Raw genomic sequence first — 20,523 nt, 5'->3', positions numbered from 1 at the left:
ATCTGGAAAATTTGTTACAAATTTATCCTAATTTCTGAAACCGATAACATGTCAATAACTTTTTTAAGGAAGGGAAAATATGCCTACAATTGATGAAATAGCAAAATTGTGCAATGTGTCTAAAACCACAGTATCAAGAGTATTGAATAATCATCCTTATGTGTCGAAAGAAAAAAGAGATATGATCTTAGAGGCTATTAACGACCTTGACTACACTCCCAATTATTTAGCTCGGAATTTTAGGAGAAATAAGACACAAACGATAGCTTTATCGGTTCCGAGTATCGATCATCCATTTTTTGCTCAATTAATAAAAGGGGTCTCTCATGAAGCACTGTTTAAGAATTACAAGGTCATTGTATTTCAAACCTTTTATGACAAACAGACAGAGCTAGAGCTATTAGAGTTATTGAAACACAAAGAAGTTGATGGCATTATTCTTGGAACTTTAGAAAATGAATGGGATAAGATATCCCCTTTCTTAAAGTATGGTCCTATCTTATTGTGTAATGAATATCATCACTCAGCAGACATAACGATCATTGGGTATGATGAATTTGAAGCCGCATACATGGGGGTAGCACATTTAATTGAAAGAGGACATAAAAAAATTGGATTTTGTTTTGATACTCCATATAGCGAAGCTCAATGTCAGAGGAGAGAGGGTTACTTGAAAGCTTTACAAGATTACAATTTACATCATAGAAACGAATGGATATTCGGCGAATTGTTTAATATCGAGGATGGCTTTCGTGTTTTTCATAAGATAAAGGATCTAAAGGACAGACCCTCAGCAATATTTACAGGAAATGATCAAGTCGCCGCAGGGATTATTAAACAGGCGATAAAAAATGGCTTTAAAGTTCCAGAAGACTTAGCTGTAATTGGTTTTGACAACCATTCGATTTGCCAAGTCGTTACTCCGACCATAACAACAATTGATATTCCCATAATAGAATTAGGTCAACAGGCTGTGTTGAAAATAATCGAGTATATTTCGGGTAACACTTCTTTAAACAGAAAAATTATTAAACTGCCAACAAATCTTATTATAAGAGAATCAACGTAACTAAGATTTTCACTCCTTTATCATTTTATCTTTGTATAGAAAAAGAGGTTATTCATATGTAACCTCTTTTTCAATCAGGAAGCCTGTTTTTTGGAATTCTTATGGATGCTCTTATACCAAAAGTCGCTCTATTTAAAGATTCTTCATTACTCATTGCTCTATACGCTGTATCCACTTTTACTTATCATTCATTTGTGTCAGCAATTTCAATCAACGCATTCTCAACAACGAAATATCTTGATTGACGCTTTTTACACTTACATTTCCCCATCTTGATGGTTTGCGATTTAAAAGTTCTTGAACCCTTTTATTTCACTTACCTTCTCCATTTTGAAATCTTCCATACTCTACAGAATAGAGTCACCCCAAACCTTTTCTTCCTAAAGCCTACCATATGGAGATTTTTTTCAACTAGGCATTGCTGCCGCTTATCGAACTCTCTTTGCCTTTTTTTTCACCGTGAAGATGGTGAAGCAGACGATAAAACGGCGGCAAGAGGGCGATGACAAGGATGACGCGTATGACCTGAACCGCAACGACAAAGGTGGAATCGGCATGCAATGTAACAGACGTCGTCGCCATTTCTGCAATGCCGCCGGGTGCAAATGCCAAAACAGAGGTGATCAGCGAAATCCCTGTCAGTTTGGAAACGATCACCGCGCTTAAAAGCATAGCGGCAATTAAGCCGACTGATGAAATGAAACCGACGATCATGATACGTGTAACGCCGGCAAACATGCTTTTGTACATCTTAGAACCGATTGTAGCCCCCAGAAATATCTGCGAAAGATGGTTGGCCTGTGACGGCCACCATGCAAGCATGTCATGGCCTGTTATTGAAGCGCCGCCTATGTGCACGGCCGCTACACCGAGCATACTGCCGAGCAGCCACGGAGCGGGAAATTTTAAATATTTTGCCGCTTTACAAGCTCCCCAGGCAACGAAAATGAGAACGCCGGTCCACAGTACGGGAGCGAGCCCGATTTCTGTCGTGGCAGCGGATACCGTTTGTGTTGCGGCATTTGCAGGGCCATCTTGTTTAGCGTAAATCAGGATAACCAAAAACGGAATAGACAGGACCACGAGCAGCACCCGCATCATTTGAACGAGACTGACAATAGCGGTATTGGCACCGACCTCCTGAGCAATACTCGGCATGGCGGACAGTCCGCCGGGAGCCGTGCCGACAAAGCTGGTCATCATATCCGTTTTGCTGAAACTCCAAAGCACATAGCCTGACAGCATGGCAAGAAGTATCGATAAAATCAGCATGATGCCGACCGAAAACCAATGATCTTTGAGGACAGACAGAACGGATAGATTCAGCTTTTGGCCCAATTCAATGCCGAGGATCATCTGCCCGAGAGCGAGCCACCGGCGGTTAATTCCTTTTTGGTCTGGCGCCATCATCAGCCAAGCCGGCCGTATCATAGCAAGACAGCAGGCGACAATCAGCGTTCCGATCATCCACCCGATCGATATTCCGGTTAACGAAAGAATAAACCCCCCGGCTGCACTGATTGCGATAAACCATAGATCTGTGAGGAGATTTTTGTCTTTCTTCAATATAAAACCCTTCTTCCTATTAACTTACAGCTCCAATTGTTCATGTAGTGAATGTATGATTACTATAGTATATTTTTGTTGATAATGAAATTATGAATTTTTTTCTGTCAGCCATTGATTTTTCTTATGACCTTATATTCAATCCTCTCCGTGATATGAGACTGCAAGAAACCGGCGGTGAGAAGACACACGGAAAGAGTGGAAAACATGATTTCTCCGCCAAACGAAGTCAGGATCAGTCCGCCGGCCAGCGGTCCGATTGACCGTGAAATATCCCAATGCAAGCCGTATATCGCATAGAAACGGCCGAGCATATGGGGCGGCGCCAGCCGGGAAATAAAGGTGTGGATATGACTGAGTCCGATGCTTTCTCCAACCGTCATCACGGCCGCAGTCAGCATAAGCAGCGTCAAAGATGTTGAGAATGCAAAGCCGGCGGCCGCAAGTGAGTAGCTGATATAGGTGATGAGAAGAATCGTTTTCATCGGAAACTTTTCTGTCCATTTTACTAAAGGGACTTGAAGAACAAAGCTTAATAAAGCTTTTGCCGCCGAGTAGATTGCCAGCATGGACAGGTAATCAGGAAACATACTTTTGCTGAACAGCCTGTATGTCGTTTCTGTTTGCGCGTATAACATGCTGATTGGGAGAGAAAGCAGCAAAAGGATCAAAACAGGCCGATATCTTGTGAAACTCGCGGATAATGCTGCGGGATGATCTGCTTTTAGCGGCTTTGTTTCTGGTAATTTAAAGGCGGCGATAAGAAAATAAATGAACAGCGCCGCGGCATCTAGTGCAAATATCCAAACGGGATCATGAGCGTACAGCAGCAGCCCAAGCAGCGGACCTGCCGTCAAGCCTGCTGAGTAGATGGCATTGATGACGGCAAAAACTTCCGAACGTCTGCTTTCCGGCGTGCTTTCGGCAATCTGTGCGCGTGATGCAGGAATGTACAGGGATCTTCCGATGCCGTTGAGGATATAAAGGAAAGCGAAAAAATATGCATCGTGAGCAAAAACAAAACCCGCCATTGCCGCTGTTTGCAGAAGCAGGGCAGTAAGGATCGCTGTTCGCCGTCCGAGCTGATCTGTCACCCGTCCCGCTATGAGTGTCAGGCAAATATCAGCGAAGGGCTGAAGACTGATGATAAGCATGGGAAGCATCACGCTTCCGTTTAATTGCTCATGCAGATACAGCACCATAAACGGCCCCATCATGGCCCCTGTCAGGCTTGTCAGCATTTCGCCGAAAAATCGGAGCCAAACGGGTGCTGTGTAGCGGGATTTAATTGATTGGAAGAGGATAAACATATGATTTCCGCCTTTCGCTGTTTGATATAGTAGTAGTGTATAGAAGGGGCGGCGGGCCAAAAAGAGAAGAAAATAAGAGAAAAAGATTCCCCTTTTTTGTCAGGAGGTGCAGGGATTGAAGCTGATTGACCATTATGTGGCGCTCGCAAAAGCTGAGAGCGGCGAACCGGGACAGATGAAGGAAATGCCGCTCAGTGAGATTGCGGCATGTTTATATTGTACAGAGAGAAATGCGAAGCTGATTTTACATAAGATGGAGAGCGAAAAGTGGATCATTCGCGAAAGCGGATCGGGGCGCGGCCATAAATCAAAAATCGCTTTTCTCCGTCATCCGGAAGATTTGCTGCTTCAAATTGCCAAGGAATATACAACAGCCGGAAAGCTTGAAAAAGCAAAAGGACTGCTTGACCATTATCAGCAGGCGTTTCCGGGGATTCAAAATATGTATGACATGTGGTTTTCTGAGGTGTTCGGTTTTGTAACAGAAACCGGACAGGATGGTGAACAGGATGTGCTGCGCTTGTTTATAGCCCCAGCAGCGGTAAGCAGTTTTGATCCGTGCAGGATCTTTCTGCGGTCAGAGGGCCATTTTGTCAAGCAGATTTATGATACACTGCTCCGATTTGATCGGGAAAAGAGAGAGCCGCAGCCGCATTTAATCCACGGATGGAATAAGGCGGGGAAAAAACGGTGGCGATTTTTTCTTCGGAAAGGCGTTTCTTTTCATAATGGAAAGCCATTGACGTCAAGGGATGTTGTATTTACGTTTCAGCGTTTTATGGATCATGATGAAAATCCATATAAGTGGCTGCTGAAAGGTGTTGAACGGATTTCAGAGAAAGGGCCTTTTTGCGTGGACATTGAGCTCGATCAGCCGAATGAGCTTTTGCCGTATATCCTTTGTGATGAACGGCTGTCTATCCTGCCGGCAGAAACGAACGGCGGGGTGAATGGGACGGGGCCTTTTTGCCTTGTTCAGCATGACGAACACATGCTCATTCTTCAAGCCAACGAGCGGTACTTTAAAGGCCGGGCATTCTTAGATCGTATTGAGTTTGTGTTTTCTGAGCAAGCAGATGATATGTACGGTTTTACCCTTCGAGAAAAACAGAAACATCCTGAGCGGCAAACTGTTTTTGAAGAACGGCATGTTCAATATTTGTCACTAAACCTCAGAAAGAAAGGGCCGCTTCAACATCCAAGCTTGAGAAAAACCCTTCGGCTGCTGATTTCATCTGAACAGCTCGTTCGTGAGGCGGGAGGACACAGAAGCATTCCGGTATCATCTTTTTTCCACCCGGCGCCTTTTGACTGGGGAGATGCTTCCCCTGCGGAATTAATGAAAAAAAGCGGATATGCGGGGGAAACGCTGTCACTGTTTACCTTTTCTGAAACGGATCATCGCGAGGACGCAGCGTGGATTCAAGAGGTTTGTGAACGGAACGGTATTAGGCTTGACCTGGAATTTTGTGCTGCTGCCGATTTGCGCCGCCCGGAAATCGTACAAATGGCTGACATCATTCATGACAGCGCAACGTTTTATGAAGAAAGCGAGTTTGGTTTTTTGCATTTGCTGCTTTCGGAGAACAGCTTTTTGCATCAGCATCTTTCAGATGAACAGAAACGGACATTTTCAGAAATGATAGAACGGTTTTTCTCATTGCCCGACAGGTCTTCCAGAATGAATATAGTAAAACAAATTGACTGTCAGCTTATAGGCGATGTCAGCGCGATTCCGCTGTATCAAAATGTGCTTGAGGTTGCATCGAGTGAAACTGTTGAGGGTCTGATGCTCGATGAAGAGGGGTGGATTGATTTTTACTCTGTATGGCTGTCAAAAGAGTGAAGAGGGCTCTCATTTGACCCCTCTCATGCTTCGTTACGCAGCCATTTTGCGGCAGTGATCGGCGCAGGCAAAGCAAGACGCCGCGCACGCTTGGCAATGATCATGATCATGCTTTTCGCATTCAGTGCCGCAGGTTTCACAAATATCGGCGCAAAGTGCGCAAATTTCTTTCATAAAGGGGCTGTCCGTTTGCATGGCTTTCACTGCCAGCGTGCAAATATCCGCACATTCCCTGTCAAGCCGGATGCAGCCGCTTAGATCGTGGTGCGCACTTTCTTCCAAACATTTTGTAAAACAATGGTTGCAAGCTTCCATACATTCGATACAAGCTTCAATGGTTTGCTGCATGCTTGATTCCCCCTCATATGTTCGTGTATGATTTTATGTTTCCCGGCTGAGGTTAAGAAAAACAGTGGAGTGTGTTTTAGGGGGAGAGGGTGTAAATATAATCTGATCGTGTCGATCAAAATCGGGTGCTAGCGATCCATCAAATAGTATAAAAACCAGACAGCATGGTTTTGTTCATCTCGTGCGGCGCGCGTAAAGATACCCTTTGCCTTTACATTTGAGGTTTCCTCAGCTGCGCGTAAGTAAAAGTCAACGGTTTTCTGTTCATCTTTAAAAGCGGCATCAAGTCCTCTTGTAAAAGTGTCCGGGCATTTTTCTGTTTGTTTCGGCATGATAGGTTTGCCTGTAATGGCTCCGTATAATGAGGAGAAATCACGGAGATGGCGGATCTCATCGCGCCTGATTTCTTCAATTTGTTTTCTGACATCAGCAGGGTGGGCAAGTTCAGCAAGCCTGCGGTAGCATTGAACCGCGCTGAATTCTCCGTTGATGGCTTTCTGGAGATTTTGAATCAAAACAGGGTCTTCCCGGTATTGCGCTGGATAAGGAAAATAGCTGTAATACAAGGGGGTTCAACTCCGTTCTTAAGGAATTGGGCTTCTGTAAAAGTATATGTGAGGCCAGAAAACATGTGCGGAGAAATTCAGCTTCTTATAATGAAAAGGCCGTTTTTACCAATAGATCAGATTGGTCATTTTCGTCAATATTCGATAAAATATAAACAGATAAAAAGAGAGGGGTCTTCTAATTTGGGAGCAGAGTTTTTAGTAGGCAGGTCCGGGAGTGGAAAAACGAAGCTGATCATCGACAGCATTCAAGATGAACTGCGCCGGGCTCCATTCGGGAAACCGATCATTTTTCTAGTCCCGGATCAAATGACGTTTTTAATGGAATACGAGCTTGCTAAAACGCCTGATACGGGCGGCATGATTCGTGCTCAAGTCTTCAGCTTTTCACGACTGGCCTGGCGCGTCCTCCAGCATACGGGAGGAATGAGCAGGCCGTTTCTTACGAGCACGGGCGTACAGATGCTCCTGCGGAAGCTCATTGAAGAGCACAAACAGGAGTTTAAAGTCTATCAAAAAGCAAGTGATAAAAGCGGTTTTACCGCACAGGTAGAACGGATGCTGACTGAGTTTAAGAGATACTGTCTGGAACCGGAAGATATTCGCCGGATGGCGGATAGCGGAACAGCTTCCGAGTATCGGAGGGAACGTGTTTTATCTGAAAAGCTTCATGATTTATCGATCCTGTACCAGCAGATGGAAAAAAGCCTTGAGGATCAGTATCTTCATTCTGAGGATTATTTGACGCTATTGGCAGAGCATATCCCGCAGGCGGAAGATTTGAAAGGGGCACATGTCTATGTAGACGGCTTTTATCAGTTTACACCGCAGGAATTCAGGGTGTTAGAGCAGCTTATGCTTCAGGCAGAGCATATCACGTTTTCACTCACAGCGGACAAGCCGTCACATGAGGGGGAGCCGCAGGAACTTGATTTGTTCAGAATGACGGGAAAAACGTATTATCGCCTGCACCAGACGGCAAAGGAACTGAATCTGGACATCACCTATAAAGAGCTTGATGAATCAAAGCGGCACAAGCGCACACCGGAATTAGCCCATTTAGAAGCACAGTATGAAGCGCGTCCGGTTATTCCGTTTGCTGAGAAACAAGAGGCTTTTACCGTGATGCAGGCCGCTAACAGACGAGCAGAGCTGGAAGGTATTGCCCGGGAAATCCACAGCCTTGTCAGAGAGAAGGGCTACCGTTACAAGGATATGGCGATTCTAGCGCGTCAGCCTGAAGACTATAAGGATATGGTCAAGGAAGTATTTGCAGATTACGAGATTCCTTATTTTATTGACGGGAAAACATCTATGCTGAACCACCCGTTAGTAGAATTTATCCGGTCAAGCCTTGACGTATTAAAGGGAAATTGGCGTTATGAAGCGGTGTTCCGCTGCGTGAAAACCGAACTGTTATTCCCGCTTAACCAGCCGAAGGCCAAGGTAAGAGAGCAGGTTGATCAGCTGGAGAATTACTGTATCGCTTACGGCATCAAAGGCGATCGCTGGACAAAGGGCGATCGTTTCCATTACAGACGTTTTGTGTCGTTAGATGATGAATTTGCGCAGACCGATCAAGAAATCGAAATGGAAAACATGCTGAATGACACGCGCGATTGGATTGTTCCGCCGCTGTTCCAGCTGCAGAAACGAATGAAAAAAGCAAAAACGGTTCAAGAGAAGGCGGAGGCGCTTTACCGTTATTTAGAAGAGACGGATGTGCCGCTGAAGCTGGATCAGGAAAGACAGCGGGCTGAGGAAGACGGCAGAATCATTGAAGCGCAGCAGCACCAGCAGGCGTGGGATGCAGTCATTCAGCTGCTTGAGGAGTTTGTGGAAATGATGGGCGAAGATGACATTTCTCTCGATTTGTTTCAGCAAATGATGGAGACCGGTGCAGAGTCGCTGACATTCTCTCTCATCCCTCCGGCGCTTGATCAGGTGTTTGTCGGCAATATGGATTTGTCCAGAATATACGGCACCTCATGCACCTTTGTGATCGGGGCAAACGACGGCGTCCTGCCGGCTCGCCCTGACGAAAACGGGGTGCTGTCGGATGATGATCGTGAGTGGCTGAAAACGATAGGTATTGAGCTTTCCTCCGGCGGGCGGGAGCGTCTGCTTGATGAGCATTTCCTCATCTATATGGCGCTTTCAAGCCCGTCTGACCGCCTTTATGTGACGTATCCGATTGCTGATGCGGAAGGAAAAACGCTTTTGCCGTCGATTATAATCAAGAGGCTGGAAGAACTGTTTCCGCAGCATCGTGAGCGTCTATTGACAAATGAACCGGAGCAGGTCAGCGATGAGGAACAGCTTATGTACCTTGTCAATAAAAGCGTGGCACAATCATACACCGCTAGCCAGCTCAGATTATGGACGAGGGAATATGAGATCAGTGATGTCTGGTGGAGCGCGTACAATGCGCTGATGAATGAACCTGACAGGCTGGAGTCGAAAAAGCTCTTCTCTAGCCTGTTTTTCCGAAATGAAGTCAAGCAGCTTGAACGCTCTGTATCGAGACAGCTCTATGGGGAACGCATTCAAGGGAGCGTGTCGAGGATGGAAACCTTTAACGCTTGCCCGTTCTCCCATTTTGCGTCTCACGGGCTGCATCTGAAGGAACGTCAATTTTTCAAGCTTGAAGCACCGGATATCGGGCAGCTCTTTCACTCCAGCTTAAAACTGATTTCAGACCGGCTGCGTGAGCACAAAATAGATTGGCGCGACCTAACGAAGGAGCAGTGCGAGCTGTTTTCTTATGATGCGGTCGAGCGGCTGGCTCCGAAACTGCAAAAAGAAATTCTGCTCAGTTCAAACAGACATTATTACGTGAAGGAAAAACTGCAAAAAATTGTCACGCGCGTGTCCGGCATTTTAAGCGAGCATGCGAAAGCGAGCGGATTCGTGCCGATCGGCCTTGAATTGGGCTTTGGCGGAAAGGGCCCGCTCCCGCCGCTTACCTTTAAGCTGAAAAACGGCTGTACGATGGAGCTCGTCGGGCGGATTGACCGCGTGGATAAAGCGGAAAGCTCTAAAGGCCTGCTCCTCCGAATTGTCGACTATAAATCCAGCGATAAAGGCCTTGACTTGGCGGAAGTGTATTACGGACTTGCGCTGCAAATGCTGACGTATCTGGATCTATCGATTACACATTCGTTAGACTGGCTAGGGATGAAAGCCACGCCGGCCGGAGTGCTGTATTTCCATATTCATGACCCGATGATACAATCGAATCTTCCGCTCGGACTTGATGAAATTGAACAGGAAATCTTTAAGAAATTTAAGATGAAGGGCCTCCTCCTCGGTGATCAGGAAGCGATTCGCCTCATGGATACAACCCTTCAAGAAGGAAGATCAAATATCATCAATGCGGGCCTGAAGAAAGACGGCTCACTCAGATCGGATTCAGCGGCAGTCGGTGAAAAAGAATTTGAGCTGTTGACGAAGCATGTGCGCCGCACCTTCCAAGAAGCAGGCGAGCAAATCACTGACGGGCGCGTATCCATTGAGCCGTATAAAATGAAGAACAAGACGCCTTGCACATACTGTGCGTTCAAATCAGTATGCCAATTTGATGAATCATTAGAAGAAAACGAGTATCGTCTGTTAAAGGCCGAAAAGGACAAGACGGTACTTGATTGGATAAAGAAGGAGGCTGATGGCAATGAACATTCCTAAACCGGCAGACAGCACATGGACAGATGACCAGTGGAATGCCATCGTCTCAACCGGCCAGGATATTCTTGTGGCAGCGGCGGCAGGCTCCGGTAAAACCGCTGTTCTTGTCGAAAGAATGATCCGGAAAATCACGGCGGAAGAAAATCCGGTTGATGTAGACCGGCTTCTCGTTGTCACCTTTACAAACGCCTCAGCGGCAGAGATGAAACACCGGATCGCGGATGCACTGGAAAAAGAGCTGGTAAAACGCCCAGGATCACTGCATATCCGACGCCAGCTGTCCCTATTAAACCGGGCCAGCATTTCAACGCTTCATTCGTTTTGCCTGCAGGTGCTGAAAAAATATTACTACCTGATTGATCTTGATCCGGGCTTTCGGATTGCTGATCAGACAGAAGGCGAGCTTCTCGGGGACGAGGTGCTGGATGAGCTGTTTGAGGAGGAATATGCAAAGGGTGATAAGGCGTTCTTTGAGCTTGTCGACCGCTACACGACTGACCGGCATGACTTAGATCTGCAATATCTCGTGAAACAGGTGTACGAGTATTCCCGTTCCCACCCTGATCCGGAGACATGGCTGAAAAGTTTTGTTCATTTGTATGATGTAACAGAAAAGAGCGCGATCGAGGAACTGCCGTTTTATCCGTATGTCAAAGAAGATATTGCGATGGTGCTGGACGGAGCAAAGGAAAAGCTCCAGCGTGCCCTTGAGCTGACAAAAGCGCCGGGAGGACCGGCGCCGCGCGCTGAAAATTTTCTCGATGATCTCGCGCAGATTGATGACCTGATTCAGCATCAGGATGACTTCAATGAACTTTATCAGCGCGTGCCCGCTGTCTCCTTTAAGCGTGCAAAAGCGGTGAAGGGGGACGAGTTTGATCCCGTCTTGCTTGATGAAGCGACAGACTTACGAAATGGCGCCAAAAAACTGCTTGAAAAACTCAAAACCGATTACTTCACCAGAAGCCCGGAGCAGCATGTAAAAAGTTTGGCTGAGATGGAGCCTGTCATTGAAACACTCGTCCAGCTTGTGATCAGCTACGGGAAACGGTTTGAAGCCGCGAAGCAGGAGAAATCGCTCATTGATTTTTCTGATTTGGAGCATTATTGCCTGTCCATCTTGACCGCTGTGAACGAAAAAGGCGAACGTGAGCCGAGTGAGGCGGCAAGATTTTATCAAGAGCAGTTTCATGAGGTGCTTGTCGATGAATATCAGGACACCAACCTGGTGCAGGAATCCATTCTTCAGCTCGTCACAAGCGGGCCGGAAGAGACAGGAAACCTGTTTATGGTAGGAGATGTCAAACAGTCAATTTATCGATTCAGGCTTGCGGAGCCGCTTCTTTTTCTCTCCAAGTACAAACGGTTTACAGAGAGCGGAGAAGGTACGGGCCGGAAAATCGATTTGAACAAAAACTTTCGAAGCAGGGCTGATATTTTAGACAGCACAAACTTTTTGTTCAAACAGCTGATGGGCGGCAAAATCGGCGAGGTCGATTATGATGATCAGGCTGAGCTGAAACTCGGAGCGGCGTATCCGGAAAACAACGAAACGGAAACAGAGCTGCTGCTGATTGACAAGTCAGAGGAGGCGGACGCAGGCGAGGAAGCGGAAGAGCTGGAAACGGTGCAGTTCGAAGCAAAAGCGATCGCCAAGGAAATACGCAAGCTGATCTCATCGCCATTTAAGGTATATGACGGGAAAACGAAAACACACCGCAATATTCAATACCGCGATATCGTGATTTTGCTGCGATCCATGCCTTGGGCGCCGCAAATCATGGAAGAACTGCGAGCTCAGGGCATACCGGTTTACGCCAATTTAACATCAGGATACTTTGAGGCGGTGGAAGTGTCTGTGGTGCTTTCTGTCCTGAAGGTGATTGATAACCCGTATCAGGATATTCCGCTTGCTTCCGTTCTGCGTTCACCGATTGTCGGTGCTGACGAGAACGAACTGTCTTTGATCCGGCTTGAAAACAAAAAGGCGCCGTACTATGAAGCAATGAAAGACTATCTGGCAGCCGGCGACCGAAACGATGAGCTCTACCAAAAGCTGCAAACGTTTTACGGACATTTGCAAAAGTGGCGCGCATTTTCGAAAAACCATTCGGTGTCCGAGCTGATCTGGGAAGTGTACCGCGACACAAAATATATGGATTATGTCGGCGGGATGCCGGGCGGAAAACAGCGCCAGGCTAACTTGCGTGTCCTTTATGACCGGGCGCGCCAATATGAATCGACGGCATTTCGCGGCCTGTTTCGCTTCTTGAGGTTTATCGAACGCATGCAGGAACGCGGCGATGACCTAGGAACGGCGAGAGCGTTAAGCGAACAGGAGGATGTTGTCCGTTTAATGACGATTCACAGCAGCAAAGGACTCGAATTTCCAGTCGTCTTCACAGCGGGACTCGGCCGGAATTTCAACATGATGGATCTCAACAAATCCTACCTGCTGGACAAGGAGCTTGGGTTTGGCACGAAATTTATCCATCCTGAATGGCGCATCAGCTATCCGACGCTTCCGCTCATCGCGATGAAGAAAAAAATGCGCAGGGAACTGCTGTCTGAGGAATTGCGTGTCCTCTATGTTGCTTTAACGAGGGCAAAGGAAAAGCTGTTTCTTGTAGGCTCATGCAAGGATCATCAGAAACAGCTGGCAAAATGGCAGGCATCCGCGTCCCAAGCTGACTGGCTTCTGCCGGAATTTGACCGCTATCAGGCGAAAACGTATTTGGATTTCATCGGACCTGCTCTTGTCAGACACAGAGACTTGGAGTCTTTGGCTGAGGGCGGCGCGGCAGCGGTTTCTGATATATCAGGCCATCCGGCCCGCTTTGCTATTCAAATGATCCATTCATATGATCTGCTTGATGATGAGCTGGAAGAGAGACTGGAAGAAAAAAGCGAACGTCTTGAAGCGATCCGCCGTGGTGAACCGGTTCCCGGCCCGTTTGCATTTGAGGAAAAAGCTCGCGAGCGCCTGGCCTGGAAGTATTCGTATCACGAGGTGACACAAATTCGCACGAAGCAGTCCGTTTCTGAGATTAAGAGAAGAAGAGAGTACGAAGACGAATACAGCGGACGGGCGCCCGTTAAACCGGCTGATGGAAGCATTCTGTACAGACGCCCGGCTTTCATGATGAAAAAAGGCCTGACAGCAGCAGAAAAAGGAACAGCTATGCATACGGTCATGCAGCATATTCCGCTGACACATGTGCCGACGATAGAAGAAGCGGAACGGACAGTGCAGCATCTTTATGAAAAAGAGCTGCTCACCGAAGAACAGCAATCCGCTATCAATATTGAGGAAATCGTTCAATTTTTCCATACGGAAATTGGCGAAAAACTGATCGGCGCTAAATGGAAGAACCGCGAAGTTCCATTCAGTTTGGCGCTTCCGGCAAAAGAGATTTATCCTGATGCGAAAGAGGCGGATGAGCCGCTATTGGTGCAGGGGATCATCGATTGTCTCTACGAAACAGAGGATGGCTTATATTTGCTGGACTATAAAACAGACCGAATTGAGGGTAAATTCCAGCACGGCTTTGAAGGAGCAGCCCCGATCCTGAAAAAGAGATATGAAACGCAAATTCAGCTGTACACAAGGGCCGTTGAACAAATTGCTCAAACGAAGGTAAAAGGGTGTGCGCTTTATTTCTTTGACGGAGGGCACATTCTGACTTTATAACGAGATCCATAAGCTCCGGGAATTCAGACGGAGCGGATCTCGTTTTCTATACAAAAGAGAGGTGAACGCATTTGCGGATTTTACATACGGCTGACTGGCATCTAGGAAAAACCCTTGAAGGAAGAAGCAGGCTGAGTGAACAGGCGGATGTATTGGACGAACTGAATACAATCGTAAAGGAAGAGCAGATCGATGCTATTGTGATGGCGGGAGACGCGTTTGATACCGTGAACCCGCCGGCTTTAGCCGAGCAGTTATTTTATGAAAGCCTGTCCGCTCTCAGTGACAGAGGAAAGCGCCCGATCGTTGTCATTGCCGGAAACCATGATAATCCTGACAGATTGTCCGCTGCTTCACCGCTGACACATGAGAACGGCATTTATTTAATCGGCTATCCGACAACTGAACCGCTTCATATAGAAGTGCCTTCAGCAGGTGAGCTTTTGGCTGTCGGAGCGCTGGCATATCCGTCTGAGGCACGGTTAAATGAAGTTCTTTCCGATACATTTGATGAGAAACTTCTCCGTGATCACTATGATGTGAAAATCAGGCAGGCATTTGAACAGATTACAAGCCGCTTCCGAAAAGACGCCGTAAAGATTGCCGCCAGCCATATTTATGTTGCGGGCGGCAACCAAACAGACTCGGAGCGGCCGATTGAAGTCGGCGGCGCTTATACGGTGGCCGCTGAAAGCCTGCCGGCGGATGCCGCTTACGTGGCGCTTGGCCATTTGCATCGGCCGCAAACGATTAAACGGGCGCGAACGCTTGCGCGGTATTCTGGATCTCCGCTGGCCTACAGCTTTTCTGAGGCAGGCTACGCCAAATCGGTGACCATTGTAGACGCAAAGCCGGGCGAAGAGGCCTCTTGGCATGAGGTTTTATTATCAAGCGGCAAGTCTCTCGTAAAATGGAAAGCGGCAAATGGTTTAAGCGAGGTATACAGCTGGCTCGATGAAGGCAGGGATCAGAATGCCTGGATTGATCTTGAAATCCGTGTGACGGACCAGCTGTCACTTGAAGACATTCACAGACTGCGAAAAGCACATCCGGGCTTTATCCATATCAGGCCGGTCTTTGAAGAACAAAATAGTGAGCGCGAACGGATCGAGGTTAAGCAGGTGTCCATCGAAGACCGTTTTAAGAAATTTTATGAAAAACAGACAGGCGGCGCAGTGCCGGATGATGAAATGGTGAAGCTGTTTTTAGAGCTTGCATCAGGCACAGAAGATGAGGAGGAAGCAAGATGAAGCCGATCGCCTTAACGATAAAAGGGCTCCACAGCTTTAGGGAGGAGCAGACGATAGATTTTGACAGCCTTTCCGGTGCAGGTGTCTTCGGTATTTTCGGGCCGACAGGAAGCGGAAAATCCTCGATCCTTGATGCGATGACCCTTGCTTTATACGGAAAGGTAGAGCGGGCGGCGAACAATACGCACGGGATCTTAAACCATGCGGAAGATTCGCTGACTGTTTCCTTTACCTTTGCGCTTCAGACCAATCATCAAACCTCTTACAAAGTCGAGCGCGTGTTTAAGAGAACGGATGAAATGAAAGTGAAAACAGCGCTTTGCCGTTTCATCGAGATCAAGGATGAGCAAACTGTGCTTGCTGATAAGGCCAATGAAGTGAACAAAAGAGTCGAGGAGCTCTTGGGGCTGACCATCGACGACTTTACGAGAGCGGTTGTGCTGCCGCAAGGGAAGTTTGCTGAATTTCTTTCCTTAAAAGGGGCGGAACGCAGGCATATGCTTCAGCGTTTATTCAATTTGGAACAGTATGGAGACCGCCTTGTGAAAAAGCTGAGACGGCAGGCGCAAGAAGCCAATGCGAGAAAAAACGAAATGCTTGCAGAGCAATCGGGTCTCGGCGAGGCGAGTTCAGAAGCGGTTGAACAAGCTGAACAAGCGGTTGAACAAGCGGAAGGCAAACTGGAATCAGTGCGGAAAAATCGTGATCAAATAAAAGAACGGTTTGCGGAGCATCAAGAGATCTGGAATGTCCAAAAGGAAAAAATCGTTTATGAAGCAGAGAAAAAGCAGCTTGAAGAGGAAGAACCGCATGTCGGCAGCATGCAAAAACGCCTGGCGGAAGCGGAAACAGCAGCCGCTTTAAAGCCGTATGCGGACCGGTACTTGGAAGCGGTACAGCATGAGGAGAAGGCCGCGAGGGAAGAAGTACTTGCCCAAAAGGATTTAACAGAACGCACCGCTTTCTTTCAGCAAAAGAATGAAGAATATGAAGCGTGGCGCCGCCATAAAAGCGAGAAAGAGCCAGAGCTTTTAGCTGAGCAGGAACAGCTCTTCCGTTTGCAGGAGATCGAAATCAAATTGAGAGAGGCCCAGCAGGAGGCAGAGCGCAAACAGGCTGAACTTCAGCAGAAGGCCGAAAATCTTCAATCTGTCATGAAGGAATTAGAAACCGTAACCGACCGTCTTTCAAGGGGACAAAACAGACAGACGGAATTAAAACAGCAGCTCAAAACCTTGCAGGTAACCACTGATGAGCGGAAAAGCTGCCAGCAGGCCGCTGAAATGGCTTTGCGGATCAGACAGACTGAGGAGCAGCTGGGAAAAGAGAAAAAACGCATTGACGCATTGAACCTTGTATTACAGAAGATGAATGAGGAAAAGAACACATTTGTTCAAAAGGCTGAAGCGGAAGAAAATAAAATCATACAGGCATATGAGGCTGTTCAAGCTGTGTATCATATGGTCTGCGAGACGGAACGGTCCCTTACGCGTACTGCTGATCAGGCAAAACAGCGACAAAACACACTTCATACTCAGCGTGAGAAAGCAAGAATGGCGGCACTTACCAAGGAGTTATCGGAAAAACTGATTGCCGGAAAACCTTGCCCGGTCTGCGGTTCAACCGATCATGATCCGTCTGCCTCAGCACATGGGACATATGAGCCGGATCGCAACGTTGAAGCAGAAATCAAACAGACAGAAGATTTGCTGTCAGAAGCGGCGACGCTCAGTCAGGAGATTCTTTCTGCCAAAATCACACTTGAAGAGCAGTCCGCCCGCTTTCTCGAGCAGTGTCCGTTTTTGAAATCGATTCAAGCGCCGACTCTTGAGGCAGCTGCTTCCTACGAGAATCAGCCGGTGCAGGAAGCATTTCATGCCGCAAAAATAGAATGGAAGCAAATCAAACAGGACATCCTGTCGGTCAAAACACGAATGACCCAAATGATCGGCACATATCAGGAATCATTAAAAAAAGCTGAACAGCTTAACGAGAGAATGAGTTTTGAAAAAAGAGAGGCTGACCGTATTGGCAGCATGATCGCAGAGCTTCAGTCCTCGATGGACAGCCAGCAGAAGATGTTTCATGAAGCATTTGAAGGCCAATCTCTGGATGAAGCGGAAAAATGGCAGCAAGCCATCGAAGAAAAGGACCGGGCTGCGGAAGAATGCGAGAAACGAATTGAACGCAGTATCGCTTTTCTTTCTGAGCATGAGTCACAAAAGGATCAGCTGCGGGAATCGAGCTATCAGCTTGAAAGGGAAAAATTGGAGATTCACTATGCCGCAGAACGTACGAAGGGCGTCATAGCTGATTATAAGCAGGAACTCGGAGACTATGTAAAAGAGGATTCCATCCAATCGAAGCTCCGCTCAGTTCAGCAGGATCTGAAGTGTTTAAAGGAAAAAGAGCAATCTCTATATGAAGAGTTGCAAACCGCCCAAATGATGCTCAATCAGGCAAAAAGCCGCGCTTCAGCAAGCGAGCATACGCTTAAGGAAGCGGAAGAAAGGTTGAAAAAAGCGGAAGCGGATTGGCTTGAACATGCGAAAAGCACCCGCTTTGTCCGGGCTGACGAGGTGGAGCGCAGTCTCATCCCAGCCGATGAGCTTGAAAAGATCAAAGGCAGCATTGACCAGTTTCTGGATAAATGTAAGCAAAATGCCGCAAACTTAAAACGTGTGTCTGATAAGCTCGCCGGCAGATCCTTATCCGAAAGTGAATGGAACGAAACCGTCACGTCCTTAAAAGAAGCCGATGAGGCATTTGGGACTGCTATGGAAGAAAAAGGAGCGGCGGCCAAAGCACTGGCTGTAATCCGCGACCATCACAAACGTTTCAATGAAATTGAAGCTGAGCTGAAAAAATGGCAGACCCATATCGACAGGCTGGACAAGCTTCAAGCGGTGTTTAAAGGCAATACGTTCGTTGAATTTTTAGCTGAGGAACAGCTTGAAAGTGTTGCACGGGATGCGTCAGCACGGCTCGGCGTGCTGACAAGACAGCGTTATGCCATTGAAGTGGATTCAGAAGGCGGATTTGTGATGCGGGATGATGCCAATGGAGGCGTTAAGCGCCCGGTATCAAGCTTGTCAGGAGGGGAGACCTTCCTTACCTCGCTTTCTCTTGCTCTCGCACTTTCTGCACAGATCCAGCTTCGCGGTGAATACCCGCTGCAGTTCTTTTTCTTGGATGAAGGGTTTGGAACGCTTGACCAAGATCTGCTTGATACGGTTGTCACCGCTTTGGAAAAACTGCAGTCAGACAATCTGTCTGTCGGCGTGATCAGCCATGTGCAGGAACTGCGGGCGCGGCTTCCGAAAAAGCTGATCGTACATCCGGCTGAACCTAGCGGACGCGGCACAAGGGTAACACTTGAGATGATGTAAGGGGGACGCGGATGTGGCAAAACAGACTGTCGGGATATGTGAGCTGTGCGGCCGGAGCGATGTCCAGCTGACAGAGCACCACCTCACACCGAAGGAAGAAGGCGGAACGTTCCTGCCGACTGCGATGCTTTGCATCCCTTGCCATAAACAGATCCACGCCTTGTATACAAATCAGGAGCTGGCAGTTCGACTGTCCGGAATAGAAGCGCTCAGAAACGATCCGCAGCTTGCCCGGTTTGTTAAATGGATCAGAAAACAGCCGCCTGAAAAGCTGATTAAAACAAAGAAGTCCAATGAACGGGAAAAGAAAAAATAAAAAGCAGCCCTCTCTTTGCAGAGCGGCTGCTTTTTATCCGTTTCCAACCATATCCTGATCGCTGACATCGGGGTCTATATAATTTGTCGCGTTGACTACGTTGTTTAAAAGAAGGAAATCTCCCGTGTTTCCTGCTCCCGAACCGAGCGCAGATTTTGAAGAGCTTTTCGGAGAAAGGTAAAAGGAATCACCAAAGTTCACGACTCCGCCCGATATGGAATTGATAGCTATAGGCCCGACAATTGCTGGCATAGACGACACCCTTTATAGAAGTCTCTGTTTATTATATGCCCGTGCCGGACGATTGTGAGTTTGGAGGGAGAATCTGACGGATATGTTTAATCCGCGCGTCGCCGCGTACGACCGAAGCTGAGCCTGCATGAAAAACGGAAGAGGATGAGACCCCTTGAATTTTGATGTTGCGGACATGAATGACAGGCATCTCATGGCAAAAAGCGGTTTGCACGCCCGTTTCCGGAAGAAGCTTCACAGCGTGCTGATCAAAAATAGGGTACTCCTTTCTGTTAAATGAGCCCTCATTTTCATAAAACGTTGAAAGCGAGCGCTGAACAGCGAGCACTTTTATTTTCATATCAATTTCGTTTGTATCGCCTGCTTGAAATACGCTTGATATACCGAGCGAGTTAAATTTAATCTGTCTGATGCGTGATATACGCTTAAGCATGATTCGACGGCAGCGGAGCAAACGGACCGATAATAAGAGATTCAGGCGGCGTATCGAAAATAGACGATAAATAGATGGATTCTGCGTCTCCAATTTGGAAAACAGAGGAACTGGATACACCGTTCATTCGGATATCTCCGACTTCCAGGCTGCGGTTGACGACGGTAAAGATCATGCTTGCTCATCTCCTTTCATCTCGGAGGGGATATGTTCGAGAAAATGTTCCACAGCACGGATTACGTCACGCTTCACATGCTCAGCGATATGTTCCGCATATTGTTTGGGCGGCGTGTTTTCTTCTTTTTTGATATGGGACATATAATAGTGAATCCGGCTGTCTATTTGTTTTCTGATGTCCTCAATTACATGATGCCGATTTGTATCGTCAAGCCTGCTGTCATATTGGTTTTCTAGCTGCTCCAAAACAGCCGGGATTTCCTCGGTTAAGTACATGTCGACGTTCTGCCGGATTTGCTGCATGAGCTGTGCGCTCTCTTCCTGCTGCATCATTCCGATTTCCGGTGTAGCCTGGCTCACTTCAAAGTTTTGAACGCTGTTCGGGTCTGTCGGATTTAAACCGATATTCAGCGTGCCGTCGAGCCGTTCGATTTTCAGCTGATCAAATTTATATTCCACACGCTCAATGGTTGTGGCCGGCCGCTGTTTCATCGTATTCATTTCAGTTTGCATCTCTTTCAGCTGGCGTTCGAGCTGCTGAATATGCAGCGCCTGCTGCTGAACGAAGGAATTCAAATTTTGCAAGTAAGAGGAAATGGATTGATCATACATGTTCTTTCACCTCT

The 20,523-nt window shown here is 47.3% G+C and carries 15 protein-coding genes; 7 read left to right on the top strand and 8 right to left on the bottom strand.

From position 1 onward, the window contains the following. Window positions 1–79: 79 nt before the first annotated feature. A complete protein-coding gene (ntdR, locus tag H7F27_RS15210; protein WP_024120832.1) occupies window positions 80–1,069 on the top strand; it encodes an NTD biosynthesis operon transcriptional regulator NtdR in 990 nt (329 codons plus the stop codon). 411 nt (window positions 1,070–1,480) lie between these two features. Here the strand turns inward: ntdR and H7F27_RS15205 are convergent, their stop codons facing one another. Together H7F27_RS15205 and H7F27_RS15200 are read right to left on the bottom strand one after the other, a co-directional pair. Next, window positions 1,481–2,635 (bottom strand): AbrB family transcriptional regulator, encoded by a 1,155-nt coding sequence (locus H7F27_RS15205; RefSeq protein WP_185848110.1) that lies wholly within the window; start codon window positions 2,633–2,635, stop codon window positions 1,481–1,483. Between the two features lie 107 nt (window positions 2,636–2,742). Beyond that, a complete protein-coding gene (locus H7F27_RS15200) occupies window positions 2,743–3,945 on the bottom strand; it encodes an MDR family MFS transporter (protein WP_185848109.1) in 1,203 nt (400 codons plus the stop codon). Window positions 3,946–4,060: 115 nt separating this feature from the next. On the opposite strand from H7F27_RS15200, the gene H7F27_RS15195 reads away from it, so the two are divergent. After that, on the top strand, window positions 4,061–5,791 hold the full coding sequence (locus H7F27_RS15195) for an SgrR family transcriptional regulator (RefSeq protein ID WP_185848108.1): 1,731 nt from the start codon (window positions 4,061–4,063) through the stop codon (window positions 5,789–5,791). Window positions 5,792–5,824: 33 nt separating this feature from the next. Here H7F27_RS15195 and H7F27_RS15190 read toward each other — a convergent pair whose 3' ends face one another. Continuing rightward, a complete protein-coding gene (locus H7F27_RS15190) occupies window positions 5,825–6,139 on the bottom strand; it encodes a four-helix bundle copper-binding protein (RefSeq protein ID WP_185848107.1) in 315 nt (104 codons plus the stop codon). A gap of 128 nt (window positions 6,140–6,267) precedes the next feature. Then, complete coding sequence (locus tag H7F27_RS15185) at window positions 6,268–6,705, bottom strand: ferritin family protein (protein WP_044156482.1); 438 nt, start codon at window positions 6,703–6,705, stop codon at window positions 6,268–6,270. Between the two features lie 183 nt (window positions 6,706–6,888). Here H7F27_RS15185 and addB point away from each other — a divergent pair, with 183 nt between their 5' ends. The 5 genes from addB to H7F27_RS15160 all read left to right on the top strand — a co-directional run bounded on the left by addB (window position 6,889) and on the right by H7F27_RS15160 (window position 19,035). Next, window positions 6,889–10,389 carry a helicase-exonuclease AddAB subunit AddB gene (gene addB, locus H7F27_RS15180; RefSeq protein ID WP_185848106.1) on the top strand — a complete coding sequence of 1,167 codons (3,501 nt, stop codon included), beginning with the start codon at window positions 6,889–6,891 and terminating at the stop codon, window positions 10,387–10,389. Continuing rightward, window positions 10,376–14,080, top strand: a complete 3,705-nt coding sequence (addA, locus tag H7F27_RS15175; protein ID WP_185848105.1) for a helicase-exonuclease AddAB subunit AddA — start codon at window positions 10,376–10,378, stop codon at window positions 14,078–14,080. The genes addB and addA overlap by 14 nt, the downstream gene beginning before the upstream one ends. Window positions 14,081–14,151: 71 nt before the next feature. Beyond that, window positions 14,152–15,330 (top strand): exonuclease subunit SbcD, encoded by a 1,179-nt coding sequence (sbcD, locus tag H7F27_RS15170; RefSeq protein ID WP_185848104.1) that lies wholly within the window; start codon window positions 14,152–14,154, stop codon window positions 15,328–15,330. Further along, window positions 15,327–18,719 (top strand): exonuclease subunit SbcC, encoded by a 3,393-nt coding sequence (gene sbcC / locus H7F27_RS15165; protein WP_185848103.1) that lies wholly within the window; start codon window positions 15,327–15,329, stop codon window positions 18,717–18,719. Before sbcD ends, sbcC begins: the two co-directional genes overlap by 4 nt. A 13-nt stretch (window positions 18,720–18,732) precedes the next feature. Beyond that, window positions 18,733–19,035, top strand: coding sequence for an HNH endonuclease (locus H7F27_RS15160; RefSeq protein ID WP_185848102.1), 303 nt, complete (start codon window positions 18,733–18,735; stop codon window positions 19,033–19,035). 33 nt (window positions 19,036–19,068) lie between these two features. On the opposite strand, the gene H7F27_RS15155 is transcribed toward H7F27_RS15160, so the two are convergent. The 4 genes from H7F27_RS15155 to H7F27_RS15140 are packed head-to-tail and all read right to left on the bottom strand — an operon-like array spanning window position 19,069 to window position 20,509. Continuing rightward, complete coding sequence (locus tag H7F27_RS15155; protein ID WP_095713669.1) at window positions 19,069–19,287, bottom strand: spore germination protein; 219 nt, start codon at window positions 19,285–19,287, stop codon at window positions 19,069–19,071. Window positions 19,288–19,318: 31 nt separating this feature from the next. Further along, window positions 19,319–19,720 carry a spore germination protein GerPE gene (locus H7F27_RS15150; RefSeq protein WP_105953771.1) on the bottom strand — a complete coding sequence of 134 codons (402 nt, stop codon included), beginning with the start codon at window positions 19,718–19,720 and terminating at the stop codon, window positions 19,319–19,321. Then, window positions 19,713–19,895 carry a spore germination protein GerPD gene (gerPD, locus tag H7F27_RS15145; RefSeq protein WP_024120844.1) on the bottom strand — a complete coding sequence of 61 codons (183 nt, stop codon included), beginning with the start codon at window positions 19,893–19,895 and terminating at the stop codon, window positions 19,713–19,715. The genes H7F27_RS15150 and gerPD overlap by 8 nt, the downstream gene beginning before the upstream one ends. Further along, window positions 19,892–20,509 (bottom strand): spore germination protein GerPC, encoded by a 618-nt coding sequence (locus tag H7F27_RS15140; RefSeq protein WP_105953770.1) that lies wholly within the window; start codon window positions 20,507–20,509, stop codon window positions 19,892–19,894. The genes gerPD and H7F27_RS15140 overlap by 4 nt, the downstream gene beginning before the upstream one ends. Between the last annotated feature and the right edge of the window lie 14 nt (window positions 20,510–20,523).

This window comes from Bacillus sp. PAMC26543 (assembly GCF_014250375.1).
Taxonomy (GTDB): Bacteria; Bacillota; Bacilli; order Bacillales; family Bacillaceae; genus Bacillus; species Bacillus halotolerans.
This window is presented reverse-complemented; position numbering and strand designations above follow the sequence as displayed.

Excerpts from the sequence above, each read along its gene's own strand:
- sbcC (WP_185848103.1), top strand. The coding sequence starts at position 15,327 with ATGAAGCCGATCGCCTTAACGATAAAAGGGCTCCACAGCTTTAGGGAG.
- gerPD (WP_024120844.1), bottom strand. The coding sequence starts at position 19,895 with ATGATCTTTACCGTCGTCAACCGCAGCCTGGAAGTCGGAGATATCCGA.
- H7F27_RS15200 (WP_185848109.1), bottom strand. The coding sequence starts at position 3,945 with ATGTTTATCCTCTTCCAATCAATTAAATCCCGCTACACAGCACCCGTT.
- H7F27_RS15150 (WP_105953771.1), bottom strand. The coding sequence starts at position 19,720 with ATGCTTAAGCGTATATCACGCATCAGACAGATTAAATTTAACTCGCTC.
- H7F27_RS15155 (WP_095713669.1), bottom strand. The coding sequence starts at position 19,287 with ATGCCAGCAATTGTCGGGCCTATAGCTATCAATTCCATATCGGGCGGA.
- H7F27_RS15140 (WP_105953770.1), bottom strand. The coding sequence starts at position 20,509 with ATGTATGATCAATCCATTTCCTCTTACTTGCAAAATTTGAATTCCTTC.
- ntdR (WP_024120832.1), top strand. The coding sequence starts at position 80 with ATGCCTACAATTGATGAAATAGCAAAATTGTGCAATGTGTCTAAAACC.
- H7F27_RS15190 (WP_185848107.1), bottom strand. The coding sequence starts at position 6,139 with ATGCAGCAAACCATTGAAGCTTGTATCGAATGTATGGAAGCTTGCAAC.
- addA (WP_185848105.1), top strand. The coding sequence starts at position 10,376 with ATGAACATTCCTAAACCGGCAGACAGCACATGGACAGATGACCAGTGG.